Below are 24,074 nucleotides of genomic sequence, written 5' to 3' on the forward strand. Positions count from 1 at the left end.
GGTGAAAACCATCCTGCCGGGGCGGGCGCTCGGGATCGGGTGGCGGCCGGAGATCTGCGGGGTGGTCGCCGGGCTGCCGGGGCTCGGGTTCTGCGAGGTGATCGCGGAGACGGTCGCACACGGGGTGCCGGACGAGCTCGCCGCGCTGCGTGATCGCGGCATTCCGGTGGTGCCGCACGGGGTCTCGCTCTCGCTCGGCGGTGCGGAGCCGGTCCTGCCGGAGCGGGTGGCGCACCTGGCCCGGAGCGCACGGGAACTGAACGCACCCCTGGTGAGCGAACACGTGTCGTTCGTTCGAGCGAACGGGCTGGAAGCGGGTCACCTGCTTCCGGTGCCGCGCACGCGGGCGGCGCTCCGCGCGCTCACGCGGAACATCGCGCGCACCACGGCCGAGCTGCCGGTTCCACTGGCGCTGGAGAACATCACCAGCCACTTCGACTGGCCGGAGGACGAATTCACCGAGTCGGAATTCCTGACCGAACTCGTCGAGCGGACCGGCGTCCACCTCCTGCTCGATATCGCCAACGTGTACGCCAACGCCCGCAACCGCGCCCGCGACCCGCGCACCGAACTGCACCGGCTGCCCGCCGAGCGGATCGCCTACTGCCACATCGCCGGCGGACACGAGCTGGACGGGCGCTACCACGACACGCACACCGCCGCGGTCCCGGCGGCGGTGCTCAAGCTGGTCGGCGAGTTCGCCACCGACCGCGACGTCCCACTCATGCTGGAGCGCGACGGAAACTACCCGCCCGCGGCCGAGTTGCTCGCCGAGCTGGACGCCATCGCCGACGTCACCGGCCGGACGCGGATCACCGGAGCCGTCGGAGCCCGGCGGTGAGCAGCGACCTCCCCGACCTCGCCACCCGCCAGGCGGAACTCATCCGAGCCCTGGTCGCCGACGGCCCGCCCCCCTCCGGCTTCGCCCCGGACGACCTCACCGTCACCGCCACCGCCCTGCTCCGCAAACGGGCGGGCCTGGTGGCCAAGCGCTACCCCCTGCTCGCCCAGCAGTGCGGCCCCGACTTCCCGGACATGTTCACCGCCTGGGCCCGCGGCCGCCCGTCCACCTCGGTGGCCGACGACGCCACGGCCTTCGCCGCGGCGCACGGCCTCGCGCCCCGAACGGGCCGCCGCTGGTTCCGCCGCTGATCGAGCGGTCCGATCACTGCGGAATCCGCATGGCGCGCAACACCGCCCGCCCCGCCTCCGGATCCCCGACCGCGATCCGCGCACTCCCATCCGGGTAACACCGCGCCTTGATCCCCCGCCGCCGCAGCGCATTCGACGCGCCCGGCCCCGGCAGGTAGAGGAAGTTCGCGTGACTCTCCGGCACCTCGATTCCCATGGAGTAGAGCGCCGCCCGCAGCAGATCCCGCTCCTCGGTGATCCGCCGAACCCGCGCACGCAACTCCTCGGTCGCGGCATACGAAGCGGCAACGGCGGCCCCGGCGGCGGCCCCGAGCCCGAACGGCAACTGCTGAGTCCGCACCCGCCGCGCCAGCTCGATATCCCCGACGGCATAACCGATCCGCAACCCGGCCAGCCCGTACGCCTTGGAGAAGGTGCGCAGGACCAGCAGGTTCCGATACCTGGCGATGAGGTGGTGCAGGTCGGGGCGGTCGGCTCGGTCGAGGAACTCCATGTACGCCTCGTCGAGCAGCACCGTGACCCGGGCCGGAACCCGGGCCAGCAGCGCGTCCAACTCGGCGAGGGGAAGCACGGTCCCGGTGGGGTTGTGCGGCCGGCACACCACAAGCAACCGGGTGTGCCGGTCGATCGCCCGGCGCAGCGCCCGGACATCCTGCCCACCCCTGGCATCCAGGGGCACCGGCACCGCCCGCACCCCCGCCATCTCGGCCATGATCGGGTACCCGTCGAACGTGGGCGCGGCGAACACCATGCTCCGCCCCGGCTCCACCACCGCCCGCAGCACCTGCATGGCGACGCCGGTCGCCCCGGCCCCGACCACCACTTGGTCGGGATGCACCCGCAGCTCCCCGGCGATCAGCGCGGGCAGCTTCTCCGGCAGGAACTCCGGATAGCGGTTCGCCGCGGCCAGCTCGCGGTGCACCGCCTCGAGCACCGAGGGCAGCGGCGGGAACGGGTTCTCGCTCAGGCTCAGGTCGAAGCGGCGGAGCTTGCTCGAGGTGCCGTCCCGCGGCGTGGTGTCACCGGGGTGGATCCGCACGCTCACCGCGCCGCGCCCCAGCGGACGGCGGCCGCGGCCGCGAAGTCGCCCGCGTGCGCGAAGGCGGAGAGCAGCACCGTCGAGCCGTTGCGCAGTCTCCCCGCCCGGTTCTCCTGGTCCAGCGTCACCGGGATGCCCGCGGCGAAGAGGTTGCCGCAGCGGTCGAAGGTGTCCGGGTGCCGCTCGGCCGGGAGCTCCAGCGCGTCGTGCCAGTTGCGCAGGAAGAGGCGGTTCGGCTGGTTGGTGACCAGGGTGTCGACCTCGCTGCTCTTGGCGCCGATCCGGTCGCAGACCGCGAACGCCGCCTCCGGCACCAGCCGGTTGCCGCGCGCCAGCACCGCGGCCACCTTGGACTCGGAGAAGCGCACGCACGCCTGCCCGTCGCCCGGCTCCCAGTAGCGCCGGTCGCTGCCGGTGGAGAACGCCATGTCACCCGCGAACTCCGGGTAGGTGCGGCACTCCGTGTCCAGGATCGGCGCGCTGTCGTCGCGAATGAGCAGCCCGACCCCGCAACCGTCCCCCGGCACCGGCGCCTGCGGCATGCCGCGGATCTCGGACTGGGTGAAGACCGGCCCCGCGCAGTTCTGCGCCGCCGCGACCAGAGCGGTCCGGCCGCCGCTCGCCCGCAGCAGGTTCGCGGCCAGTGCCATCATGTGGATGAACGCCGCGCAGCCGCCGTTGTGCACGTCGAGCACGTGCTCCGGCCGCGCGTTCAGCCTGCGGGCGACCTCGGGGCCGCTGCCGAGCACGGGGTTGTCCGGTAGTTGGACGTGGGTGAGCAGCACGTCGATATTGCTGATCAGGTCCCGGCCGTGCCGTTCGATGAGCGGGGCGGTGGCGCGCTCGATCATGTCGACCGCGGTCTCGCCGGGCGCGATGTGGTGCCGGGCGGCGGGCGCGCGGAACATGACGTTGCGCGCCTGCCGCTCCGACCGCGAGTACTGCGTGAAGTACTCCGTGCCGACCGGGTCGCCGGGCAGGTAGGAGGCGACGTCGACCAGGCTCACGGTGCTCATCGCATCCACTCCGGCGTCAGCGGGAGGTTGTTGGCGTAGCGGTATTCGCAGATGGCCTTGAGGTTGTCCAGCTCGAGCTGGTGGCCGGGGCCGAAGAGCGGCCAGAAGTCGCCGACCCAGGCATCCCGGCCCTCCGGCGCCTTCTCCGGGAACGGGTTCTTCTCGTAGAAGGGGTGGTGACAGTTGGTCCAGAGCACCACCGAGCCGGGGCGGTCGAAGACCACCTGGGCGTCGACGACCCGCATGAGGTAGATCATCCAGAGGTGTTCGCCCTGGTCCCAGGCGCAGTGGTAGTCGACGGTCATGGCGTCCGGGTAGGCGACGGTGCGGGTGTAGATCGGCGTGTTCTCGCCGAGGCGGTCGTAGGCCGCCCACAGCCCGGGCTCATCGGTCTCGGCGAAATCGCGCATGCTGTACGTCCACTCGGCGAGCGACAGGGTGTGCGACAGGTACTCGTACACCTCGCGGGGTGGTGCGTCGATCACGATCTGGACCGGGCAGTACTCGCCGAACACTTCGTCGTGCGGGTACACCGAGCGCAATCGTTCGAGGATCACGGGTAGCGTCGCGTCCCGGTCCGAGTTCTCGAAGCGCAGGACGCCGGGGATCACGGGGACGGGGATGTCGCTGAGAGCGGTCACGGGGTACTCCTGGAGGGGTTGGCGGAGAGGAAGGGCAGGAACGGGGGGATCTCGTCGGGATCGCAGGTCACGGCGACGAACGAGGGGCCTTGCGTGTCGAACGCCGCGGGTAGCGCGGTGCTCAGGTCGTCGGTCGTGCGCACCGACCAGGCGGGCAGGCCGGGGAACATGGCGGCCATGCCGTCGCCGAGTTCGGCCGGGCGGAAACGGTTGAAGCTGTAGCGGTCGCCGTAGTAGAGCTGCTCGCGGGTCAGGCACATGCCGTGCGCGCTGTTGTCGAAGACGATCACGGTGAGGGGTAGGTCGAGCTGCACGGCGGTGTGGAACTCCATGCCGTGCATGTAGAAGGAGCCGTCGCCGGCGATCACGACGGTTCGCCTGCCGCGGGCGAGGCAGGCGCCGATGGCCGCGCCGAAGGCGTAGCCCATGCCGCCCATGCCGAGCGCGACCGTGAAGCGGCCGTCCTCTGGCACGCGCAGGTGGTGGACGACGGCGGCGCCGGTGTTGCCCGCGTCGGCGAAGACGTCGCTGCCGGGCGGGAGTGCGGCGGTGATCGCGTCGACCACCGAGCGGTAGCGCAGGCCGGGGCCGGTGGAGTCCGGGACCGGCAGGCGGGTCGGAGCACCGTCGTGCGAGGTGGTGGGCACGGTCCTGGCCGGCTTGCCCGGATGGCCGCGACCGTTCTCGACCGTCGGGTCGCCCGTTGCAGGGTGGGCGGGGATTCGGTCCGCGGCCGGTACGGTCGTCCGGCGGCCGGGCACCGGGTCCGGCGACATCCCGGTCAACGGCGCACGGACGGCCACGGCGCACAGCTCGGGCTCCAGCGCGTCGGCGAGGACGGCGAGGGTATGCCGCAGGTTCGAGCTGTGCGCGTGCAGCGCACGCGGATGCGGCTCACTGTGCCCCACCGACAGCACCGGAACCCCGTCGAGATCGAGCCCGGTCCGCGCGGGCCCGGGCAGCGTGCTGCCGACCAGTAGACACACACTCGCCGCCGCGACAGCAACGGGCAGCTCCGGATGCCCCATGGTCCCCGCGACCCCGCGAAAACCGGGCGCACCCTGGTCATAGACATCCTTGGCATCCGGCGCGACCCCGACCGCCGCACCGAGCACCCCGGCCAGCCGAGCCAGCTCCCCCCTGGCATCGTCCATCCCGACCTGCGCCCCGGCCAGCAGCACCACACCCCCGGCAGCCCGCGCCGCCGCCAGCAGCGACCGCACCTCGGCCAGCCGCCCCACATCGTGCCGGGGAACAGCGGCGGGCGGCACCCACTCCGGAAGCGCGATCCGCTCCTGCTGAATGTCCTTGGGCAGCAAAAGCGCCGCGGGCAGTCCGCGCTGCAGCGCCAGTGCGGCGCCATCCAGGTGCCCGGGCAACTCGGCGGCGCCCCGAACTCGCGCGCAGTACCCGGTGATGGTCGCGAAGAGCGCCTCGGCGTCGATGGTGCCCGCAAGCCCACTGGTGTCCTGGAAGGCCCCGTTCCCCTCCCCGGCCCGCGGCGGCTGCCCGATCAGGGCGAGCACCGGAACCCGCGAGGTGAACGATTCCGCAAGCCCGGGAACGAGATTCATCGCGCCCCCGCCGGAAGTGGTCGCGACGGAACCGATCCCGGCCGAGGCCCTGGCATACCCGTCGGCCATGGTGGCGGCGGAGAACTCGTGCTTGGCCACGACGGCCCGCACCGCCCCATCGGAGGCGAAGACCGCATCGTAGATATCCTCGATATTGGCCCCGTCCACACCGAAGAGCTGCCGCACTCCCAGCGCGGCGACGGCACGGACCAGATGATCGGCCACACGATCGAGCACGGATTCCACCTCCTCCGGGGGCCGAAGTACAAGCCCACCCAGTTCATCGCGGGCGATCCGCGCGGCGTTCACACCCGCGCCCGATCGACCCTCGGGAGAAGACACGGGCCGCGGCCGCGCCCGGTTCACGAGCTCCCGAAAACTCAGGGTTGCGTTCTACATATACATCTACGTATAGTCATTGCATGCCCAACAAGACGATCTACGTAGCGGACACCGACCTCCCGCTCTTCCAGCGGGCGCAGGAGCTGGTCGGCGGCAACCTCTCCGGTGCCGTCACCACGGCGTTGCGCCGCTTCATCGAGCTGGAGGAGGGGCGGCTGGAGGGCTTCGAGGAGATCGTGCTCCGGGTCGGGCACAACGGCGCGCGGCAGGTCCGGTTCTCCGGCGTGCTGCTCGGCGAGCTGAACGACATGGACGACGAGCGGGCGCTGCACGTCCGGGTGTTCCGCAGTCGCAAGGGCAAATTCGTCGCGCACACCCGCTCCAGCGATTGGAACGAGTACCCCACCGAGACCGGCTCGCTGCGGGACTGGAAGAGCTGGCGCCGCATGCTCGGCATCGGCGAAATGGACTGGGGCGATTTCCGGCTGGAGATCGTCGACGACCACTCCGAGCTGAAGGGCAAGATCCCGGACAAGCTCTACGAGCGCATCGCGGACATCGCCGGGCATCCCCAGGTGGAGGACCTCGACATCTGACCCGGCACAACTGAGACCCGCCCCCCGGGGGCGGTGTGCCCAAAACATGCATACATTCGTACCTATTGATGAAAGGAACGCCATGTCTTCGGCGATCACTGTGCGCGGCCTGCGCAAGTCCTACGGCGAGCAGACCGTGCTCGACGGCATCGACCTCTCCGTCCCGGAGGGCACGATCTTCTCCCTGCTCGGCCCGAACGGCGCGGGCAAGACCACGACGGTCCAGATCCTCAGCACCCTCATCGACGCCGGAGACGGCATCGTCCAGGTGGCAGGACACGACGTCGCGACCGAGCGCACCGCCGTGCGCGGCGCCATCGGCGTCACCGGCCAGTTCTCCGCCGTCGACGAACTGCTCACCGGCCGCGAGAACCTGCTCCTCATGGCCGACCTGCACCACCTGCCCCGCTCTGAGGGCAAGCGCCTCGCCGACGAGCTGCTCACCCGCTTCGACCTGGTCGAGGCAGGCAGCCGCACCGCCGCCACCTACTCCGGCGGCATGACCCGCCGCCTCGACCTGGCCATGACCCTGGTCGGCGCCCCGCGCATCATCTTCCTCGACGAGCCGACCACCGGCCTCGACCCGCGCAGCCGCCGCTCCATGTGGCAGATCATCCGCTCCCTGGTCGACGACGACGGCGTCACGGTCTTCCTCACCACGCAGTACCTGGAGGAGGCGGACGAACTCGCCGACCGGATCGCCGTGCTCGACCAGGGCCGCATCGTCGCCGAGGGCACCGCCGCCGAACTCAAGCGGCTGGTCCCCGGCGGCCACATCCGCCTCCGCTTCGCCGACGCCGGTGCGCTGGACCGCGCCGCCGCCGTCCTCGACACCGCGCAGATCGTCGGGGAGGAGTTCACCCTCGCCGTCCCGAGCGACGGCGGCGTCGCCGCCCTGCGCGCCGTCCTCGACCGCCTCGACCTGCACGACCTCGAACCCGCCGGCCTCGCCGTGCACACCCCCAACCTGGACGACGTGTTCCTCTCCCTCACCGGACACGCCACCGATTCGAAGGAGACCGTCCGATGACCACCCTGGCCGCACCGCGCCCGCTGGCCGATACCGTCACCATGCTGCGCCGGAACCTGCTGCACGCCAGGCGGTATCCGAGCATGGTCTTCGGCGTCATCGTGATGCCGGTAATCCTCATGCTGGTGTTCAACTACGTCTTCGGCGGAGCGCTGCAACTCTCCTCCGGCGGCAAGTACATCGACTACCTGGCGCCCGGCATGCTGCTCATGATCCCGGCGTACATGACCGTCTCGGTCTGCGTCGCGGTCTGCACCGACACCACCAAGGGGATCGTGAACCGGTTCCGCACCATGGCTATCGCGCAGCCCGCGGTGCTCGCCGGGCATGTGCTCGGCACCTTGATCCAGTCGTTTCTCGGGCTGACCGGCATGGTGCTGGTGGCCCTGCTCATCGGCTGGCGGCCCGATGCCTCCGCGCTGGAGTGGCTGGCCGCGGCCGGGCTCCTCGGCCTGCTGGTCTTCGCCCTGACCTGGCTCGCAGTCGCCTGCGGGCTGCTGGCCGCCAACCCGGAGAGTGCGAGCAACATGCTGTTCCCGGTAGTTCTGCTTCCGTTCCTGGGGAGTGGGCTGGTGGCGACCGAGACCATGCCGGTCGGGATGCGGCAGTTCGCCGAGTACCAGCCCTTCACGCCGATCACCGAGACGGTGCGCGGGCTGCTCATGGGCACCGAGATCGGCAACTCCTGGATCATCGCCCTCGCCTGGTGCGTCGGCATCGGGATCGCCGGCTTCCTCTGGTCCCGCTCGATCTTCGCCCGCCGCGGGCGGTGATTTCTCGGCTACGCCCAGCCAGCGGAACTCTCCGCCGGCTGGGCGTTGTCGCGTCGCCAGACGGCGATGAACAGCTTTGGGGTCACCCGATCGACTCCAAGCGATCATCAGGATCGATCGAGGAGATCGCGCGCTCCATATCGGTCAGCGTGCCCTCGTCCAGTACCTCACCCCGCAGGTTCCGAAGTTCGAACCCCCACGGCGGGGACTTCCGATTGCGGACCTCCAGACCCCGTGCCGCGGCCCGGGCTCGCGCGGCCTGCAAACGGGCATCATGCATGCTCTCGCTCATTGCCCCACCACACCACCGAGACCCTGTTCCCGAAATCCCTAGCGGAGAATCCGGAAGCAGGTAATTTGTTGCCGCAGAACAGAAACCGTCCTTCTGGGTTCGGAAACCCAGTGCGGATTCGAAGGGGTGGCAGTGGGGGATAGCGGATCGACCTTGGCGGGGCGGCGACTCGCTGCCTACCTGCGCGACGCACGGCAGGCCGTGAAGCTGACGATCGCGCAAGCCGCGATCGCAGCCGATATCAGCACGTCGGTGCTGCAACGACTCGAAACGGCGGATAAGACGAGGTTGAAGGCCCGCGACCTGGATGCGCTCTGCCGGGTCTACGAGATGCCGGACGACAGAATCAAGGCGATGATCGGCTTGCTGCTGAAGGCCGGCGAGAAGAGTTGGTGGCACGCTTACGGCGATGTGATCCCGGCGAATTTCGACGTGTACATCGGCTTGGAGGCCGAAGCCCAGCAGATCGTGGTGTACCAGCCGTCGATCGTGCCAGGACTGCTGCAGACCCCTGGCTACGCACTCGCCCTGTTGGAGAACGGCTTCCCGGACTGGTCGGACGAGGAGCGGCAGCGCCTGCTCGCGCTCCGGATGGAACGGCAGGTGCGGATCACCCGGCGGCACAGGCCGCTCGATCTGCTGGTGATCCTCAACGAGACGGTGCTCCGGTGCCGGGTCGGGAGCGAGGCCGTCATGGCCGCGCAACTTCGGCACCTCGCGGAGGTGGGAAAGCGGCCGAATGTCTCAGTGTGTCTGCTGCCCTTCACCGCGGGCGTTCCGATGGGCAGTCCGATCGGCCACTACGCGATGCTGGAGTTCGAGGACCCAGCCTCACCGCCGGTGATTCTCCTGGAGTCGTTTACCGGGAGCATGTACCTGGAGAAGCCGGGTGAGGTGTCCCAGTACACCGACGTCACCCGCCGTTTGCAACGACATACGCTGGGTGAGGAGGCGAGCAGAAGCCTGCTCCGGAAGACGGTCAAGGAGTACGAGCAGTGAGTGAACCCCGCTGGTTCAAGTCCAGTTACAGCAGCGACGGTGCGAACTGCGTGGAGGTCGCGTACCTGCCGGGCGGGCAGCTGGGTGTCCGGGACTCCAAGAACCCGGATGTCGCGGCCCTGACTTTCCCAAGGCTGTCCTGGGCAGCCTTCGTAGCCGGCATCTCGACCGGAGAGTTCTAGGCGTAGCCCTACGACCGACGAGCAGTCGTGGTCGCTCGCCAATGCCCCCGCTGGCTCATCCGTGCTGTGGATTGGCAGCGACGTATCCGATCCGAGTGTTCGCAATACCGTCTCGGTCTCAGCGCATCGTGAGGGTAGCGGCATGGATCAGGAAATATCGAGGCAAGGCGCCGACCTGCTGGCCGCTGACATCGAAACCGCTCTGGGCGTCGAGGTGCACATCGACGAGACGATCCCCGAACGCCTGCTTCGCCAGCCCTCGCCTCCGGCGTGGTGGATCGAGTTCACCGTCCCGACCTGGAACATCCTCGTCGGCTGTACCCCCGGCGAGCACACCCCCAGCGGCGTGGCCTGCGGACTCGCGCGGCTTCTGCACGACGACATCCTGGCGCGCAGCGGCAAGATCTGGCCGGCCGACCCGCGGGGTGGCGATCAGCCGCTGCTGCCCACCGGCGCCGGGTGGCAGGGGCCGGGCGGCTCGATACCCTACGGCCAGATCCGGTCAGCCGCAGATCCCGACCCCGGCCTCGACGGGGTGGTCCGGTGGTGGCTGCCCCACAGCTACGACGGCCTCGTCGCCAGCCATTCCGGCGACGTGTGGTTCTCTCGCTGGCAGTACCGGGGCGACGACCAGACCATCACCCCGGGCATGCCGGTGACCTGGCTCATCGGCGAAGGACATCACGGGAAGTACCGCACGGCGAGCGAGGTACGGCCGATCCAGCCCTAGCAGGGCACGGCGCGCTCTCCCGCGGCGGACGATCTGATTTCCGCAGGAACGGGCTCCCTCGCCGCGACCGCCCTCGCCGCCCCCGTCCCACCGTGCACGTCGGGAACCGTCTGGCGTCTGCTGCGTCCAATTTGGTGGGGGATGAATATGAAGCGGCATCCGGGTCGTGCGCATACCCCTGAGTCGAAACGGGGGGACGATGAAGACGATCACATCGATCGTGGCAGTGTGCGCGGTGTCGGCCGCGCTCGTCGCGACGGGATTCGGCGCGGGAAACGCGGCGGCGGAGCCACAGGTATGGGGTGCCTGCGGAAGAAGCTCGGCGGAGGACAAGGTGGTTGCCACCTATGGTCGCGGCAGACTCCTCTGCGGCAATGACAAGTGGGGATTCCGCCACGTGCAGCAGAATCACGGTAAGGAGTGGGAGCAACTCGCCGCCATCGAGAACCGGAACTGGCGCGACATCGCGGATATGGCGATCGCCAAGTCGCTGAACGATCCGCAACGGACCGTCGATCAGGGCGGCGGCGCCACTTGCTACTCGGGGCAGGTCTACCTGGTCAACCACGTCACCGGTGCGATTGTCCAGACCATCCACCCCAGCGTTATCGTCCTGACCGATGGACGAATCATCACGGCGTTCCCAGGAGGCGGATGTGCCTGAACCGACGAACGCGGAGCTGGTTGGTTCCGTCATAGCCGCTGGGCGGGAGATGAGGCTCGATATCACCGTCGATTCCAGCGGAGCTGTCTGGATTTCGGGGCGCCGGGGTGTTGCGGTGGAGCCACCGGTCGAAGTGAGGTTCACCGTTGAATCGCTGGAACGCTACTACCTGGACATCGCGAATGACGCGGGCCGGGGCCAGATATCGCCGTGGGATTGGTGGTGCACCCTGATGTCGACCCATCTGTACGAGGCGCTCTATCAGCTGGACCGGATCAGCGGGCGCGCGGTCGTGGTGATCGAGCGGACCGGGTTCGCTGCTCGGTCGGCCGACGCGAGCTGAATTCACGCCGGATCGGTTCCCGCCGGAGTGGACGAGAACCGATCGGCGTGCTCAGACCGTGCCGAGGAGCACCGTGTCGCCGGTGGCGGCGGAGGTGATCTCGACACTGCGGATGCGCTCCGGAGTGGTGGGGACGGTGCGTTCCAACGTCACCACGTCCCCCGGCCCCGCAGGCCACTGCCCGAGATTCCATCGGGTGCCGTCCACACCGGTGGCGACGAGGCCGAACTCCCAGGTGTAGCGAGCATCACCGGGTGCGTAACTGCAGGTCATCTCGATCCGGGTGCGATCACCCTCGGCCAGCAGCCGGAAATCGGCTGAGACCGGACTCGCCCGCAACGGCTCCATCGACCGTTCAGCGAAGACCTGCTCGGTGCTCACCGGGTCCGAGTCAGCGGTCACCGCGGCGACCACCGGAACCGCGATGGCGACGGCAGCGGCGGCGGCGGCGAGTGCGGCGCCTGCCGAGACCCAGCGGGAGCGGCGGCGCTGTCGTTCGCTCGCGGCGGCGAGCCGGGGCAGTAGGTCGGCCGGGGCCTCGGGAGATTCGGGTTCCGGTGCGGAGCCGAGTTCCAGCGCGGTCTCGGGCCCGATCAGCCCGAGCAACCCCGGCATCCCGGCCAGCTCGGCGACGGCGTCCCGGCACCGCGAGCACCCCTCCAGATGCTCCTCGAACTCCAACCGTTCCGCCCGGGTGAGCGACCCGAGCACATACGGCGCGTCCCACGTCGTGTAGTCGTCGACGATGTCGGTCATCGGTTCGTCACCCCCATTTCCTGCAGCGTGAGACGTAGGGCCCGCATGCCGTAGTGCATGCGGGATTTCACCGTCCCGGGTGGGATACCCAGTTCCTCGGCGATCTGTTGGGTCGAGAGGCCGCGATAGTAGGCGCGCACGATCACCTCGCGGTGGTCGGCGCCGAGTTTGGCAAGGGCGTCGGCGACCAGCCAGCCGTCGAGGGCGCGGTCGGAGTGGTCGGGTGTGGCCTGCTCGGGTGGGGCGTCGGTGCGGAATTCGCGGCGGTTGCGGGCGCTGCGGTGTTCATCCACGGCGAGGTTCCTCGCCACGGTGAAGAGCCAGGCTCTGGCCGAATGGGTGGATTGGTCGAGGACCGCGGGGCGCTGCCAGGCGCGGAGCAGGGTTTCCTGGACGATGTCCTCGGCGCGGCCCGCGTCGCGGACCAGGCCGAGGGTGTAGCGCCAGAGCACGGTCGCGTGCTCGCGGTAGAGCGCGGCCATGAGCGTGGCCCGGTCGTCGTCGGCTGCTGCCCACGGGGCGTTCTCCGGGTGGGTCGGGGGCGGCTGGGTGGCCGCCGGAGGTTCCGGTGCGTCCATCGGCTCACCGGAGCGGGGGGTTGGTCACGGGGTGGTCCTCCTCTGTCGAGGAGTTACACGAGGCTAGTTGCGTTCTAGTTCGATCGGGTGCGAGGCGAGTAGCGAGAGCGGGAGCGGTTGCCTGCGCAGTACCTGGGCCCAGAGGTCGGGGCGGCCGGGGGCGATGGGGTCGGCGGGGAGGGCGGAGACCACGTACCAGTCGTGGTTGTCCAGTTCGCCCTCGAGCTGGCCGAAGGTCCAGCCCGCGTAGCCGGCGAAGATGCGGGCGCCCTCGATGAGGGGGCTGATCTCGGCGGGGTCGGCGTCGAGGTCGACGAGCACGACGCGGCCGTCGACTCGGCGCAGGCCGTGCACGTCGGCGATCGAGACGCCGACCCGGACGGTCGCGACGCAGAGCGCGGCGTCCCGCTTGACCGGCCCGCCGACGAAGAGCGTCTGCGGCGCGGAGACCACCTCGCTCCAGCGCGGGAGCACGTCGTGCACGGCGGTGTCGCTCGGCCGGTTCAGGACGACGCCGAGGCTGCCCGCCTCGTTGTGCTCGATGACGTAGATGACGGTGCGCCGGAAGGTCGGCTCCGCGAGGTCGATGGCGGAGACCAGCAGACTGCCTGCCCGCACGACGGACTCGCCCGGCCGGTGATCGCGGCGACCGTGGTCGCCGTGCCCGCGGGTCCTGCGATCGTCGGGGTCGTCTGCGCGTGCCACCCGGACATCATCGCAGTTGCAGCCCCGATGCGCTTGCCCTCTGCGGTGGGAAAGCGGCCGCTCGGCGTCGTAGAGTCGTGCCATGCGACCGCCCGAGGTGCTCCTCGACGACTTCGAGACCGTCTACGACTTCTACCGCGATCACCGGCAGAACCGGGCGAAGGCGTTGGCGGCGTACGCCTTTCTGGCCCGCCGCTTCCGGCCGCGGGTGCACTTCGCCGATGGGGCGCCGGAGGCGGTGCAGGCCCTGGTCCGCTCGGGGCGGCCGCTGCTGATCGCGGTGAATCATCTCTCCAGGCACGACCCGTACACGGTGGCGGCGGCGGCCTGGCGCAGCCCGCTGCGCCGGCTCATCGGGCGGGTTCGGGTGCTGGCCAAGGACGAACTGTTCGTCGATCCCAAGCTGCGCAAGCAGGTCGACATGATGGGCGCCATCCCGGTGTTCCGCGGCAAGGACCACGGCCTCCGCGCGGTGAATGCCGCAGGTCAGCGCATGATGGACAGCTGCGCGGAGCGGCTCGCGCGCGGCGACCACCTCGCGGTCTTCCCGGAGGGCACCTGCAATGTGGTCGACCCGAGCCGGGTGCAGCCGGTGGGCAGCGGGATCGGGCACATCGCCTTCCGCGCGCAGAAGCTCGGCGCCGAGCCCGCCCTGCTCAGCCTGGCGCTGAGCTACGGGCCGCGGCCCGGCGACGGCACCGAGCCGTCGAAGCAGGAGGTGGTCGGCTCGTCGTTCTACTTCGGGCAGCCGGTCACCGAGCTGCCGACCCGGCCCGCCGAGATCTCCCGGCTGGTCCGCGCCGAGCTGCAGGTCGCGCTGGACGGGGCCGTCGCCGCCTACTAGAGCGGCAGCCCGAACTGACTGCGGGCCCAGCTCGGCACCGCGGCCACGTGCTCGGCGCGGCTCTCGATATAGCGGTTGACCTGCGGACACATCGGCAGCACCTCGAAGCCCTGCGCCCTGGTGGTGCGCAGGGCCGACTCGAAGAGCGTGGCCGCGTGGCCGCGATCGGGGCTGGCGTAGATCTCGGAGCGGACGAAGGCGCGCTCGGCGGCGGTGTCCTGGTAAGCGACGTGACCGGCGAGAGTTCCGTCGATGTAGAGCTCGAACCGCTCCAGAGCAGTGTTGGTGCGGACCTCGATCGCCATGGCTCGACGCTACTCGGTGCGGGGCGCGATCGCGCGCTCGAATCCGCCTCGCGGAGCGCCCATCCCCACGGTGGACTTGTCGAACGCGGTTCCGCCGCACAGAATGCTTGTGGCCCGCCGCCCGGTACGTGAGCTCGGGGCGGCCGCGGCGCGGGCCCGGGAGGGACGGAAGATGACGAGCGCACAGCGCGCGGCCGGGCTGGCCGCGCTCCTGGTGGCCGGACTGCTCGGTGCGGTCACGGCGACCCCTGCCCTGCTCGCGCCCGCCGCGGCGGCGCCAGCGGTGGCCTTCGGCGACTGCCCGGAGGGGGCGGTACCCGCAGGTCGCGGCGTGCAGTGCGCGGTCGTCGATGTACCGAGGAATTACGCCGATCCGGACGGCGCCACGATCGAACTGACCGTGAGCCGGATACCGGCCGATGGCCAGAAGCGCGGGGTGATCGCCGCCAACCCCGGCGGACCCGGCGCGGACGCCCTCGATTACTGGGCCCGCCGGATCGATGCCTTTCCCGCCGCCTTCAAGCAGTACGACCGGATCGCCGTGCAGCCGCGCGGCATGCGTTGGTCCACCCCCCTGGACTGCGCGGTGAAGCCGACCGGGGCCGAGCCCGCGCCGGCCGGCGTCAAGGAAATCGCGCTGCGCCCCCGCGACGACATGCGCGCCACCTGCGAGGCGGCGCTGCCCGGGTACCTGGACACCATCACCACCGAGAGCACCGCCCGCGACCTGGACGCGGTGCGCGCCGCGCTCGGCGTCGAGCGGCTCGACTACCTCGGCACCTCCTACGGCACCTACCTCGGCGCCGTCTACGCGACGCTCTTCCCCGAGCACACCGGCCGGATGGTGCTCGACTCCAACGTCAACCCGGGCTGGGTGTGGACCGAGGAGTTCGCCCAGCAGCAGGTGGCGGGCAAGCAGCGGCTGGACGACCTGTTCGCCTGGATCGCCGAGCACGACGGCGAGTACGGCCTCGGCAACACCCCGCTGCAGGTCTACCGGAACTGGGTGCGGCTCGTCGCCGACCAGGGCGGCGGCTGGTACGCCAACCTGACCCCGCCGCCCGCCGCCGTCTCCGACCTGCCCGGCGCGCTGCCCGAGCCGCTCGCCGAGATCGCCCGCGACGGCTTCAACGGCAGCGTCGAGCAGATCGGCAAGGTGCAGAACCTGACCCGCACGCTGGTCGCCGGCGGCACCTCCGCGCAGGTGCCGCTGCTCGGCGCCACCACCGTCGCCACCTACACCCGCGCGTTCTGGCCGAACTTCGCCCGCGCCATGTCGGACGCCAACGCCGACCCGCGCAATATCGGCAAACTGCTGGCGCTGGAGGGCGCGAGCAGCTCCGACCCGACCGGCCAGGTGGTCTTCACCGCCATCACCTGCAACGAGAACGCCGTCGAGCCGCGGCCGGAGCTGATCGCCGTCGCCGCGGGCACCATCGCCTCCGGCGGCAGCGCCATGGAGGCCCGCGCCAACCTGGTCCGCGCCGGGATGAACTGCGGGTCGTGGCGGCCGGTGGCGAAGCCGGTCGCGGTGGACGGCGCCGCGCTGCGCACCCCGCCGCTGCTGCTGCAGAGCCGCTACGACGCGCTCACCGCCTACGAGGGCGGCCCGGCGCTGGCCCGCGCGGTGCACGGGAAGCTGATCGTCGTCGACGGCGGCGACCACGGCACCTTCGGCCGCGGCAACGGCGCCGTCGACGGCGCGGTGGTGCGCTACCTGGAGACCGGCGAGGTCGGCATCGACCGCGCCGAGCAGGCCCCGCTGCCGTAGCGGTGCACGTGCATCCGGATGCCCGAGGTGCGCGCATCGGCGCCGGGTTCCACAATGGGTCGATGACACGGGAGCCGAGTCAACGGGTGGTCCTCGCCCCGGACAAGTTCAAGGGTTCGGCGAGCGCGCCCGAGGTCGCCGACGCGCTGGCGACCGGGGTGGTGCGGGCGGTGCCCGCCGCCCGGATCCACCGGGTGCCGGTTGCCGACGGCGGCGACGGGACCGTCGACGCCTTCGTCACGGCGGGCTGGCGGCGGGTCGGGCTGATCGCGCCGGGGCCGACCGGGGCCGCCACGCCCACCTCCTACGCCGTGCGCGGCGACACCGCGGTGGTGGAGCTGGCGGCGGTGGTCGGGGCGGCCAAGCTGCCCGCGGGGCGGTTCGATCCGCTCGGCAGCGGCACCGACGGGCTCGGCACGGTGCTGGCGCACGCGCTGGAGTCGGGGGTGCGGCACCTGGTGCTCGGGCTCGGCGGCAGCGCCTCCTCGGACGGCGGCGCCGGGCTGCTGCGCGGGCTCGGCGCCCGGATTCTGGACGCCAGGGGTGCGGAGGTGCCGCCCGGTGGCGCGCCGCTCGCCGACGCGGCCCGGCTGGACGCGGGTGGGTTGCACCCGCTGCTGCGCCGGGCTCGGCTGACGCTCGCCTGCGACGTGGACAATCCGCTGCTCGGGCCCGCGGGAGCGGTCGCGGTGTACGGGCCGCAGAAGGGGGCCGGGCCGGCGGAGCTGGCGATTCTGGAAGCGGCGCTTGGCAATTGGGCCCGGGTGGTCGGGGAGGCATTTCCGGTGGAGCGGTACGGCGATGCCACCTCGCGGCCGGGGGCGGGCGCGGCCGGTGGGACGGGGTTCGGGGTGCTCGGCGCGCTGGCGGTGCTGATGCCGGTGACGGTGCGCAGCGGGATCGACGTGGTGCTGGAGCTGCTCGGCTTCGCCGACCTGGTCAACGGGGCTGCGCTCGTCGTCACCGGGGAGGGGTCGTTCGACGAGCAGAGCCTGCGCGGGAAGGCGCCGCTCGGCGTGCTCGCCGCCGCGACCGCGGCCGGGGTGCCGTGTGTCGTCACCCCCGGGCGTTCGCTGCTCACCCCCGAGCAGGTGCGGGAGGCGGGGTTCGCGGGGTGTCACCCGCTCACGGAGTTCGAGCCGGACCCGGCGCGCTGCATCGCGCAGGCGCGGCCCCTGCTGGTCCGCGTGGGAGAGCGGATCGCAGAGCAATACCTACGCGCAAGAGTTTGAGGCCCGCCTCCGGCGAACGGGGCTCGTAAGACTCGCCCCTCGGCGGGGTCAGACTTCGGCGAAGGTGTCGTCCAGTTCGCACTGAGCAACGTGCTCGCGGTGGCGGTCGCCCCAGTCTTCGAGGGGTAGCAGCGCGACCCGCAACGACTCGCCGAGGTCGGTGAGCGAGTACTCGACGCGCGGCGGCACCTCGGGGAACACCTCGCGGTGCACGACCCCCGCCGCCTCCAGGTGCCGCAGGTTCTCGGTGAGCACCTTCTCGCTCACCCCGTCCAGCTTGCGCCGGATCTCGCCGAACCGGCGCGGCCCTTCGCCGAGCACCCACATGAGATGCATGCGCCACTTGCCGCCGACCACTTCGATGGCAACGGACATTCCGCAGACCTCGTGATCCACGTCACCTCTGGTGTCCACCGCCGCCTCCTGACCAGGTCACGTACCCGCGGGTGCGGTAGCCCCGCCCCGACGTGCGCTCTTGTCGATGCTACCGGCCGCGACCAGCATCGGAACCGGCGCCGAACTTCCCGACAGACCAGCGAAAGGCTCGAGCGAATGTCTCAGAACACGGCGGTGACGGTAATCGGTCTCGGTCCGATGGGCCGTGCCATGGTGCGCGCCTTCCTCGCGGCGGGCACCGTGGTGACGGTGTGGAATCGCAGCCGCGACAAGGTGGACGAGGTGGTCGCGCTCGGCGCCACCGCCGCTGATTCGGTGGCCGAGGCGCTCGCCGCGAACGAGGTCGCCGTGCTCAGCCTCACCGACTACCCGGCCATGTACGACGTGCTCGGCCAGGCCACGAACGCCCTGCCCGGCCGCACCATCGTGAACCTCTCCTCCGACTCGCCGGAGAACACCAGGCGCGGCGGGACATGGGTGCGCGGGCACGGCGCCGAATTCCTCTCCGGCGGCGTCATGTCCGCGGGCGACGACATCGCGCACCCGGCCTCGTACACCTTCTACGGCGGTCCGGCCGAGGTCTTCGAGCGACACCGCGAGCTGCTGCGCCCGCTGAGCCCGCCGGAGTACCTCGGCGCCGACGACGGCGTGGCGCAGGTCTTCTACCAGGCGCTGCTGGTCACCTTCCACCCGTGGCTGCTCGCCTTCGACCAGGCGCTGGCTGTGATCGAGCGCAGCGGGCACGACATCGACCGCTTCCTGCCCTACGCGCAGCGCTCGGCCGCCGCCTACCCGTCCTTCATGGCGGATTCGGTGGCAGCGGCGAAAGCCGGTGCCGGGTACGACGAATCGATGTACCGGATGATGCTGGCCGGTGCGCGGCACATCATCGAGGCCAGCGAGGATGCCGGGGTGGACGCGGCGCTCTCGCACGCCGCCATGGCCTGGTGGCAGCGCGGGCTGGAGGCATCGACGGCGGCGAGCCGCCCGGTTTCGGTGCTGGAGCTGATGCGCGGATCGTGAACCGGCTCAGCCGGTCTCGCTGCCGATGCGCGGGAAGGGGGCCGTGGCGAACACCACCTCCACGGCCACCTCGAAGTACGCCGCGATCCGCAGCGCCAGGTGCAGGCTCGGGCTGTACTCGCCGCGCTCCAGGTACCCGACGGTCTGGTAGTGCACGCCGAGCGCCTCGGCCAGCTGCCGCCGGGAGACCCCGCGCTCCGCGCGCAGCATCGCGATCCGGTTGTAGATGACCTCAGTAGGCACGCTGCAGCGCCTTCTCGCGCCGGGCCGCGACGCTCGACCCGGACTCCCGGCGCGCCATCCGGCGCAGGAAGGGCGGCGCGAGCACCAGCCCGACCACCGCCCAGAAGCCGAGCACGGCGATGGTTTCCAGGTGCCGCCAGGACTCGCCGAGCTCCACCGCGGCGGCCGAGTCCGGGAGCATGGCGGCGCGGGTGCCGAGCCCCATCCAGTAGACCGGGAACGCCTGCGCGACCGCCTGCAGCCAGCCGGGCAGGGCGGTGATCGGGTAGAAGATGCCGGAGATCGCCACCAGCCCCATGATCGGCAGCGAGAGGTAGCCGAGGTTCCGCGGGCTGGTGAAGAGCGACCCGAGCGCCGCGCCGAGCGGCAGCGTGGCCAGCAGCCCGAGCGCGGTGATCGCGGCGAGCGCGAGCCAGCGGTCCGGGGTGCCGAAGTCGAGCCCGTCGCCGATCAGCGCGAGCCCGCCGATCAGCACCGGAAGCGCGGAGAGCACCGCGAGCGCGGCGGCGGCGACGATCTTGCCGGTGAGATACCCGACCATGCCGTTCGGCGTCGCCTTGGCGCGCAGCAGCGTGCCGTCCTCGCGGTCGGTGGCGAGCGCCCCGGCGATCCCGAAGAGCGAATTGAAGACGATGAGCAGGCCGATCAGGCTCGGCAGGGCGAGCGCGCCGAGCCCGATCCCGCTGGACTGGAAGGTGGCGTCGCGCATGAAGAACAGGGTGATCAGCGCGGAGAGCGGATAGATCGCCAGCCCGAACAGATCCTGCCCGCTGGTCAGCGCCTGCCTGATCTCGATCACGCCGCGGCGCAGCCCGGTGCGGACCGCGACGAGGACCGGGTTCATCGGGATACCTCCGTGAGCGAGCGCACGTCGGCCGCGCCGGATTCGGAGCGCCGCACCAGCGTCATGTACGTGTCCTCCAGCGAGGCGCGGCGCACCTCGAGTTCCCTGATCTCGCCGCCGTGCTGGCGGAAGAGGTCGTGCACGAACTCGGTGGACTCCACCGCGGTGTGCACGAAGCGCTCGCCGCCGCGGGTCCAGCGGATCTCCGCGGCTCCGGCGACGCTGCGGGAGAGCGCGTCCGCCGAGCCGTCGGCGATGATCCGGCCGCCCGCCAGGATCAGGATGCGGTCGGCGAGCTTCTCCGCCTCGTCCAGGTCGTGCGTGGTGAGCAGGACGGTGGTGCGGAGTTCGTCGGTGAGCCGGTGCACCAGGTCGTGGAATTCGCGCCTGGCCTCCGGGTCGAACCCCGCGGTCGGCTCGTCCAGGAAGAGCAGCTCCGGCCTGCCGACGATGCCGATCGCGACGTCGAGCCTGCGGCGCTGCCCGCCGGAGAGCGTCAGCACCTTGCGGTCCGCGTGCTCGGCGAGCCCGACTACCTCGAGCAGCTCGTCCGGGTGCCACGGCCGCTCCCGCTCCGGCGTGGAGTACGGGGCGTAGTAGCGGCCGAGGTTCGCCAGCAGCTCGCGCACCCGCCACTTGCTGTGATCGCGCCAGGACTGCAGCACCACCCCGACCCGGGCGCGCCACGCCTCGGTGCCCTGCTCCGGATCCAGCCCGAGCACCGAAACCCGCCCCGCCGAGCGCTGCCGGAACCCCTCCAGGATCTCGATGGTTGTGGTCTTGCCCGCGCCGTTCGGGCCGAGCAGCACCAGCACCTCGCCCTCGTGCACCTGGAACGTCACGTCCCGCAGGACGTCGCGGTCGCCGTAGCGCATGCGCAGTTCTTCGACGTCGATCACGACGCTCATGGGCACCTCCCCGTAGCTTGTCGGCTCCATTATGTAGTAGGAGTGCTATATAGCGACAGAGCTTTGCTGCCATTGACAGGCAGCTATTCGGCTGCCTATTGTCGAACATGCAGCCGCGAGGTTGCCTTTCGGAAGGACGGTATGGAGCAGGACGACGCGGTCTTCCGCGCACTCGCCGACCCCACCCGCCGCCGGTTGCTCGACACACTGCGCGCCGCCGACGGGCTGACCCTGCGCGAACTCTGCGCGGGGCTGGACATGGCGCGGCAGTCGGTGAGCAAACACCTCGCGGTGCTGGAGGCGGCGAACCTGGTCGCCACCAGGCGCCGCGGCCGGGAGAAGCTGCACCACCTCAACGCCGCCCCGCTCGACGCCATCACCGAACGCTGGATCGACCGCTACCACCGCGGGCGCGTACACGTGCTCGCCGACCTCAAAGCTGCCCTGGAGGCACCGATGACCACCACCGACACCGCCTTCGTCTACACCACCTACATCCGCACCACCCCCGAGCGGCTCTGGCAGGCGCTCACCGACCCCGCCTTCACCAGCAAGTACTGGGGCGCCACCTTCGACACCGACTGGCAGCCCGGCTCCACCATGCGCTGGTCGCTCGGCGGCTGGTCGCACGCCGACGAGGGGCAGGTGGTGGTGAAAGCCGAGCCGTTCACGGTGCTCTCGTACACCTGGCACACCATCGACGCCGAGTTCGCCGCCGAGGTCGAGCTGCCCGCCGACGACCTCCCGCGCTGGGCCGCCGACCCGCGCTCCACCGTCACCTTCGAGCTGGAGCAGCAGGGCGAAGTGGTGAAGCTGACCGTGGTGCACGACGGCTTCGCGCCGGGCAGCCCCGTGCTCGACGGCGTCCAGGGCGGCTGGCCGAGCATCCTCTCCGGCCTCAAATCGCTGCTGGAGACCGGCGAGGAGCTGCACATCCCGCAGTGAGGCTCAATGCGTGAGCTTCAGCCCGACCACCCCGCCCACGATCATCACCAGGAACAGCGCCTTCGCGACCGAGGCGGACTCGGCGCCGGTGAGCATGGCGTAGGCGACGGTGAGCACCGCGCCGATCCCCACCCACACCGCGTACGCGGTGCCGACCGGCAGCTCGCGCATGGCGAGCGCGAGCCCGGCCATGCTCGCGAGCAGCGCCACGGCGAAGATCAGCGACGGGGTGAGCCGGGTGAAGCCGTCGGAGCGGCCGAGTGCGGTCGCCCACACGGCCTCCAGGACCCCGGAGATCACCAGTAGCAGCCACGACATGTCGACCCTCCTCGGGCCGTCTTGTCGCACTCCGGGTACGGCACCCCTCGTCCGGTAAGCCCTGGTCGGGCTCGCCTCCACCGTGTCACACGGGGTGCTGGGCGGCAATCGATGGCGACCGGGGTCACCGCTCGTTCGGCTGGATCCTCGCGGTTCCGCGCTCGAGATCCACCGGGTCGCCGTTGCTCTCCTCGTCCCTGAGCATGGAGATGCCGTCGCGGTGGTCGAGTTCCATCCGCTTGGTCGGGTAGAGCAGCGCGGTGACCTCGTCGGTCAGCACGGTCGAGACCATCCGCCCGCTCTCCAGCCCGCTCCGGCGCCGCCGTTTCAGCTCGTAGCCACCGACGATCAGGAGCAGCAGCACACTGCCGGGGAGGGCAAGACCGAGCGCGGTGGTCATCGTTCCACGTGATTGTCCGGATAGGCGGTGATCGCGAGGAAGCGGATCGGCAGCCGGACCAGCTCGTTCGGGCCGTGCGGGCCCTCGCCGTCGAGGAGCAGCGAATCGCCCGGGCGCAGGGTGTACTCCGAATCGCCGTGGCCGTAGACCATGACGCCCTCCAGCATGTAGAGCAGCTCGGTGCCCGCGTGCTGGAAGAGCGGGAAGGTCTCGCTGGCCTCGGTGAGCGTCACCAGCACCGGCTCCAGCCGCTTGTGCTGGCCGCGCAGCGCGCCGAGCAGCTCGTAGTGGTGGCCGACCCTGGTCCCGCGGCCGACGATCACCGCCCCGCTGCCCGAGCGCGTGTACACCGCCTCGCGGGCCGCGTCGGCGCCGCGGAACAGCGACGTCACCGGCACATCCAGCCCCTTGGCCAGCCCCGCCAGCGTGCCGAGGCTGCACGAGGTCTGCGCGTTCTCGATCTTCGACAGCATGGCCTTGGAGATCCCGGCCTTGGCCGCCAGCTCCACCACCGACATGCTGCCCGCCAGCCGCAGGCTCCGCACCTGCCGCCCGATCACCTGCTCCAGCCCCGCCGCCGTCGGGACGTCCCGCGGGATCTCGCGGTCCACCGGGGCCGGGTCACCGGTGTCACGGTGCTCCCGTCCTCGGGCCGGTTCACGCATGGGGGGAAGTCTAGAGGTTGGGTGGCTGCCTAGTCCTTGCCGAACCGCTGGAACGCGGCCTGGCGCGAGGTGTCCAGGGCCGCGCCGATCACCGTCCACGAGTCACCGGCCTGCCGCGCCCGCTTGACGGCCGACCGCAGCTCGGCCTCCGCCTCGGCCAGCTTCTTGCGGGCCTCGATGATGTGCCGGAAGTGCTCGGCGTCCCGTGCCGGAGTGGTGTCCGGGTCCAGCTGCTCCAGAACGGCATCGAGGTCACCCGCGGTCGGCTCCGGAATCGGCGGTGCTGTTGGTGTGCGTTCGTCGGCCCACATGTGCGCCAGTCGCTGGTACAGGACTTCCGGGCCGACGCGGGAACCGCGACGATCCGCCGGTGCCGACGAGTAGGCCAGGACATAAGTCGCAGGGAAATCGCGCCTGATATCGAACGTGAGCGCCGGACGCCGCGGCGCCACGGCCGACGCCAGCAGCGTGGTCGACGGCTTGCGCCCGGAGCGCCTTCCCTTGTTCATGATGGTCATCTCGGCATCACCTCAAATACTTGTGGAACTTGGCTCTCCTGGTGTCGGCGTGGATGATTCGAGCCGGTCCGTCTGCGGGGACGGCGATCAGTTCGAGCATCCGGCCGGCGCGATTCGGGCCGAGGACCAGGAGCCGGTCCTCGCCGTACATCTCGAGTTCGATGTACCGGAGAGCGTTTTCCCAGGCGTGGAGGATATCGACCTCGGCCACATCATGTTTGCGGGCAGAGTCCGATATCTCCACGCGTCA

The 24,074-nt window shown here is 70.7% G+C and carries 32 protein-coding genes, 1 pseudogene and 1 riboswitch; of the genes and pseudogenes, 15 read left to right on the plus strand and 18 right to left on the minus strand.

From position 1 onward, the window contains the following. Window position 1 precedes the first annotated feature (1 nt). Both ACFUJ1_RS03480 and ACFUJ1_RS03485 read left to right on the plus strand, forming a co-directional pair. Window positions 2-841, plus strand: a complete 840-nt coding sequence (locus tag ACFUJ1_RS03480) for a DUF692 domain-containing protein (protein WP_378642022.1) — start codon at window positions 2-4, stop codon at window positions 839-841. Beyond that, window positions 838-1,152: a hypothetical protein gene (locus tag ACFUJ1_RS03485; protein WP_378642023.1), complete on the plus strand. Its 315-nt coding sequence runs from the start codon at window positions 838-840 to the stop codon at window positions 1,150-1,152. Before ACFUJ1_RS03480 ends, ACFUJ1_RS03485 begins: the two co-directional genes overlap by 4 nt. A gap of 13 nt (window positions 1,153-1,165) precedes the next feature. Here ACFUJ1_RS03485 and ACFUJ1_RS03490 read toward each other — a convergent pair whose 3' ends face one another. From ACFUJ1_RS03490 to ACFUJ1_RS03505, 4 genes are read right to left on the minus strand one after another with little or no spacing between them, the layout of a single operon-like run. Beyond that, on the minus strand, window positions 1,166-2,191 hold the full coding sequence (locus tag ACFUJ1_RS03490; RefSeq protein ID WP_378642933.1) for a pyridoxal phosphate-dependent aminotransferase: 1,026 nt from the start codon (window positions 2,189-2,191) through the stop codon (window positions 1,166-1,168). Between the two features lie 2 nt (window positions 2,192-2,193). Then, window positions 2,194-3,207 (minus strand): 3-oxoacyl-ACP synthase III family protein, encoded by a 1,014-nt coding sequence (locus ACFUJ1_RS03495; protein ID WP_378642025.1) that lies wholly within the window; start codon window positions 3,205-3,207, stop codon window positions 2,194-2,196. Further along, a complete protein-coding gene (locus ACFUJ1_RS03500) occupies window positions 3,204-3,848 on the minus strand; it encodes an SRPBCC family protein (RefSeq protein WP_378642027.1) in 645 nt (214 codons plus the stop codon). Before ACFUJ1_RS03500 ends, ACFUJ1_RS03495 begins: the two co-directional genes overlap by 4 nt. Beyond that, window positions 3,845-5,659 (minus strand): thiamine pyrophosphate-binding protein, encoded by a 1,815-nt coding sequence (locus ACFUJ1_RS03505; RefSeq protein WP_378642029.1) that lies wholly within the window; start codon window positions 5,657-5,659, stop codon window positions 3,845-3,847. The genes ACFUJ1_RS03500 and ACFUJ1_RS03505 overlap by 4 nt, the downstream gene beginning before the upstream one ends. Window positions 5,660-5,844: 185 nt before the next feature. Between ACFUJ1_RS03505 and ACFUJ1_RS03510 the strand changes: the two genes are divergently transcribed. The 3 genes from ACFUJ1_RS03510 to ACFUJ1_RS03520 all read left to right on the plus strand — a co-directional run bounded on the left by ACFUJ1_RS03510 (window position 5,845) and on the right by ACFUJ1_RS03520 (window position 8,163). Continuing rightward, window positions 5,845-6,360 (plus strand): EXLDI protein, encoded by a 516-nt coding sequence (locus ACFUJ1_RS03510; protein ID WP_378642031.1) that lies wholly within the window; start codon window positions 5,845-5,847, stop codon window positions 6,358-6,360. An 82-nt stretch (window positions 6,361-6,442) separates the two neighbouring features. Continuing rightward, the gene (locus ACFUJ1_RS03515; RefSeq protein ID WP_378642033.1) at window positions 6,443-7,390 is read left to right on the plus strand and encodes an ATP-binding cassette domain-containing protein; all 948 of its coding nucleotides are present in this window, start codon (window positions 6,443-6,445) and stop codon (window positions 7,388-7,390) included. After that, the gene (locus ACFUJ1_RS03520; protein WP_378642035.1) at window positions 7,387-8,163 is read left to right on the plus strand and encodes an ABC transporter permease; all 777 of its coding nucleotides are present in this window, start codon (window positions 7,387-7,389) and stop codon (window positions 8,161-8,163) included. The genes ACFUJ1_RS03515 and ACFUJ1_RS03520 overlap by 4 nt, the downstream gene beginning before the upstream one ends. An 82-nt stretch (window positions 8,164-8,245) precedes the next feature. Here the strand turns inward: ACFUJ1_RS03520 and ACFUJ1_RS03525 are convergent, their stop codons facing one another. Further along, window positions 8,246-8,455, minus strand: a complete 210-nt coding sequence (locus ACFUJ1_RS03525) for a hypothetical protein (protein ID WP_378642037.1) — start codon at window positions 8,453-8,455, stop codon at window positions 8,246-8,248. Between the two features lie 126 nt (window positions 8,456-8,581). Here ACFUJ1_RS03525 and ACFUJ1_RS03530 point away from each other — a divergent pair, with 126 nt between their 5' ends. The 5 genes from ACFUJ1_RS03530 (at window position 8,582) to ACFUJ1_RS03550 (ending at window position 11,373) form a co-directional block, all read left to right on the plus strand. Next, entirely contained in the window at window positions 8,582-9,454 is an 873-nt protein-coding gene (locus ACFUJ1_RS03530; protein WP_378642039.1) for a helix-turn-helix domain-containing protein, read from the plus strand. Further along, on the plus strand, window positions 9,451-9,636 hold the full coding sequence (locus ACFUJ1_RS03535; protein WP_378642041.1) for a DUF397 domain-containing protein: 186 nt from the start codon (window positions 9,451-9,453) through the stop codon (window positions 9,634-9,636). Before ACFUJ1_RS03530 ends, ACFUJ1_RS03535 begins: the two co-directional genes overlap by 4 nt. A gap of 142 nt (window positions 9,637-9,778) precedes the next feature. Beyond that, entirely contained in the window at window positions 9,779-10,366 is a 588-nt protein-coding gene (locus ACFUJ1_RS03540; RefSeq protein WP_378642043.1) for a hypothetical protein, read from the plus strand. 199 nt (window positions 10,367-10,565) lie between these two features. Further along, window positions 10,566-11,030, plus strand: a complete 465-nt coding sequence (locus ACFUJ1_RS03545) for a hypothetical protein (RefSeq protein ID WP_378642045.1) — start codon at window positions 10,566-10,568, stop codon at window positions 11,028-11,030. Next, window positions 11,023-11,373 (plus strand): hypothetical protein, encoded by a 351-nt coding sequence (locus ACFUJ1_RS03550; RefSeq protein ID WP_378642047.1) that lies wholly within the window; start codon window positions 11,023-11,025, stop codon window positions 11,371-11,373. Before ACFUJ1_RS03545 ends, ACFUJ1_RS03550 begins: the two co-directional genes overlap by 8 nt. 51 nt (window positions 11,374-11,424) lie before the next feature. Here the strand turns inward: ACFUJ1_RS03550 and ACFUJ1_RS03555 are convergent, their stop codons facing one another. From ACFUJ1_RS03555 to ACFUJ1_RS03565, 3 genes are all read right to left on the minus strand, one after another. Next, complete coding sequence (locus ACFUJ1_RS03555; RefSeq protein WP_378642049.1) at window positions 11,425-12,129, minus strand: anti-sigma factor family protein; 705 nt, start codon at window positions 12,127-12,129, stop codon at window positions 11,425-11,427. After that, window positions 12,126-12,707 (minus strand): sigma-70 family RNA polymerase sigma factor, encoded by a 582-nt coding sequence (locus tag ACFUJ1_RS03560; RefSeq protein WP_378642051.1) that lies wholly within the window; start codon window positions 12,705-12,707, stop codon window positions 12,126-12,128. Before ACFUJ1_RS03560 ends, ACFUJ1_RS03555 begins: the two co-directional genes overlap by 4 nt. Before the next feature lie 63 nt (window positions 12,708-12,770). After that, window positions 12,771-13,412 carry a YqgE/AlgH family protein gene (locus ACFUJ1_RS03565; protein WP_378642053.1) on the minus strand — a complete coding sequence of 214 codons (642 nt, stop codon included), beginning with the start codon at window positions 13,410-13,412 and terminating at the stop codon, window positions 12,771-12,773. Window positions 13,413-13,494: 82 nt separating this feature from the next. Between ACFUJ1_RS03565 and ACFUJ1_RS03570 the strand changes: the two genes are divergently transcribed. Continuing rightward, the gene (locus ACFUJ1_RS03570; protein ID WP_378642055.1) at window positions 13,495-14,256 is read left to right on the plus strand and encodes a lysophospholipid acyltransferase family protein; all 762 of its coding nucleotides are present in this window, start codon (window positions 13,495-13,497) and stop codon (window positions 14,254-14,256) included. Here the strand turns inward: ACFUJ1_RS03570 and ACFUJ1_RS03575 are convergent. Then, window positions 14,253-14,561 carry a GNAT family N-acetyltransferase gene (locus ACFUJ1_RS03575; protein ID WP_233015160.1) on the minus strand — a complete coding sequence of 103 codons (309 nt, stop codon included), beginning with the start codon at window positions 14,559-14,561 and terminating at the stop codon, window positions 14,253-14,255. The genes ACFUJ1_RS03570 and ACFUJ1_RS03575 overlap by 4 nt on opposite strands. A 172-nt stretch (window positions 14,562-14,733) precedes the next feature. On the opposite strand from ACFUJ1_RS03575, the gene ACFUJ1_RS03580 reads away from it, so the two are divergent. Beyond that, the gene (locus ACFUJ1_RS03580) at window positions 14,734-16,332 is read left to right on the plus strand and encodes an alpha/beta fold hydrolase (RefSeq protein WP_378642057.1); all 1,599 of its coding nucleotides are present in this window, start codon (window positions 14,734-14,736) and stop codon (window positions 16,330-16,332) included. Window positions 16,333-16,394: 62 nt separating this feature from the next. After that, complete coding sequence (locus ACFUJ1_RS03585; protein WP_378642059.1) at window positions 16,395-17,564, plus strand: glycerate kinase; 1,170 nt, start codon at window positions 16,395-16,397, stop codon at window positions 17,562-17,564. A gap of 48 nt (window positions 17,565-17,612) precedes the next feature. Here the strand turns inward: ACFUJ1_RS03585 and ACFUJ1_RS03590 are convergent, their stop codons facing one another. Beyond that, a complete protein-coding gene (locus ACFUJ1_RS03590; RefSeq protein ID WP_378642935.1) occupies window positions 17,613-17,939 on the minus strand; it encodes a winged helix-turn-helix transcriptional regulator in 327 nt (108 codons plus the stop codon). A gap of 120 nt (window positions 17,940-18,059) precedes the next feature. Between ACFUJ1_RS03590 and ACFUJ1_RS03595 the strand changes: the two are divergent. Beyond that, window positions 18,060-18,983: pseudogene (locus tag ACFUJ1_RS03595) on the plus strand (NAD(P)-dependent oxidoreductase); the annotation flags it as partial. Between the two features lie 6 nt (window positions 18,984-18,989). On the opposite strand, the gene ACFUJ1_RS03600 reads toward ACFUJ1_RS03595, so the two are convergent. From ACFUJ1_RS03600 to ACFUJ1_RS03610, 3 genes are read right to left on the minus strand one after another with little or no spacing between them, the layout of a single operon-like run. Beyond that, window positions 18,990-19,226, minus strand: coding sequence for a helix-turn-helix transcriptional regulator (locus ACFUJ1_RS03600; protein WP_233015155.1), 237 nt, complete (start codon window positions 19,224-19,226; stop codon window positions 18,990-18,992). Then, a complete protein-coding gene (locus ACFUJ1_RS03605; RefSeq protein ID WP_378642061.1) occupies window positions 19,216-20,070 on the minus strand; it encodes an ABC transporter permease in 855 nt (284 codons plus the stop codon). The genes ACFUJ1_RS03600 and ACFUJ1_RS03605 overlap by 11 nt, the downstream gene beginning before the upstream one ends. Then, window positions 20,067-20,978, minus strand: coding sequence for an ABC transporter ATP-binding protein (locus ACFUJ1_RS03610; RefSeq protein ID WP_378642063.1), 912 nt, complete (start codon window positions 20,976-20,978; stop codon window positions 20,067-20,069). The genes ACFUJ1_RS03605 and ACFUJ1_RS03610 overlap by 4 nt, the downstream gene beginning before the upstream one ends. A 141-nt stretch (window positions 20,979-21,119) precedes the next feature. On the opposite strand from ACFUJ1_RS03610, the gene ACFUJ1_RS03615 reads away from it, so the two are divergent. Beyond that, window positions 21,120-21,923 (plus strand): ArsR/SmtB family transcription factor, encoded by an 804-nt coding sequence (locus tag ACFUJ1_RS03615; protein WP_378642065.1) that lies wholly within the window; start codon window positions 21,120-21,122, stop codon window positions 21,921-21,923. 3 nt (window positions 21,924-21,926) lie between these two features. Here the strand turns inward: ACFUJ1_RS03615 and ACFUJ1_RS03620 are convergent, their stop codons facing one another. From ACFUJ1_RS03620 to ACFUJ1_RS03640, 5 genes are all read right to left on the minus strand, one after another. Further along, on the minus strand, window positions 21,927-22,241 hold the full coding sequence (locus ACFUJ1_RS03620) for a DMT family transporter (protein WP_378642067.1): 315 nt from the start codon (window positions 22,239-22,241) through the stop codon (window positions 21,927-21,929). 10 nt (window positions 22,242-22,251) lie between these two features. Beyond that, a riboswitch (guanidine-III (ykkC-III) riboswitch) is annotated at window positions 22,252-22,318 on the minus strand. 47 nt (window positions 22,319-22,365) lie between these two features. After that, window positions 22,366-22,641 (minus strand): DUF6191 domain-containing protein, encoded by a 276-nt coding sequence (locus ACFUJ1_RS03625; RefSeq protein ID WP_378642069.1) that lies wholly within the window; start codon window positions 22,639-22,641, stop codon window positions 22,366-22,368. Continuing rightward, complete coding sequence (locus ACFUJ1_RS03630) at window positions 22,638-23,306, minus strand: helix-turn-helix domain-containing protein (RefSeq protein WP_378642071.1); 669 nt, start codon at window positions 23,304-23,306, stop codon at window positions 22,638-22,640. Before ACFUJ1_RS03630 ends, ACFUJ1_RS03625 begins: the two co-directional genes overlap by 4 nt. 29 nt (window positions 23,307-23,335) lie before the next feature. Next, window positions 23,336-23,824, minus strand: coding sequence for a hypothetical protein (locus ACFUJ1_RS03635; RefSeq protein WP_378642073.1), 489 nt, complete (start codon window positions 23,822-23,824; stop codon window positions 23,336-23,338). Between the two features lie 7 nt (window positions 23,825-23,831). Next, window positions 23,832-24,068, minus strand: coding sequence for a hypothetical protein (locus tag ACFUJ1_RS03640; protein ID WP_378642075.1), 237 nt, complete (start codon window positions 24,066-24,068; stop codon window positions 23,832-23,834). Window positions 24,069-24,074: the final 6 nt, after the last annotated feature.

The sequence above is a fragment of the Nocardia sp. NPDC057227 genome (genome assembly GCF_042669725.1).
Lineage (GTDB): Bacteria > Actinomycetota > Actinomycetes > Mycobacteriales > Mycobacteriaceae > Nocardia > Nocardia asteroides_A.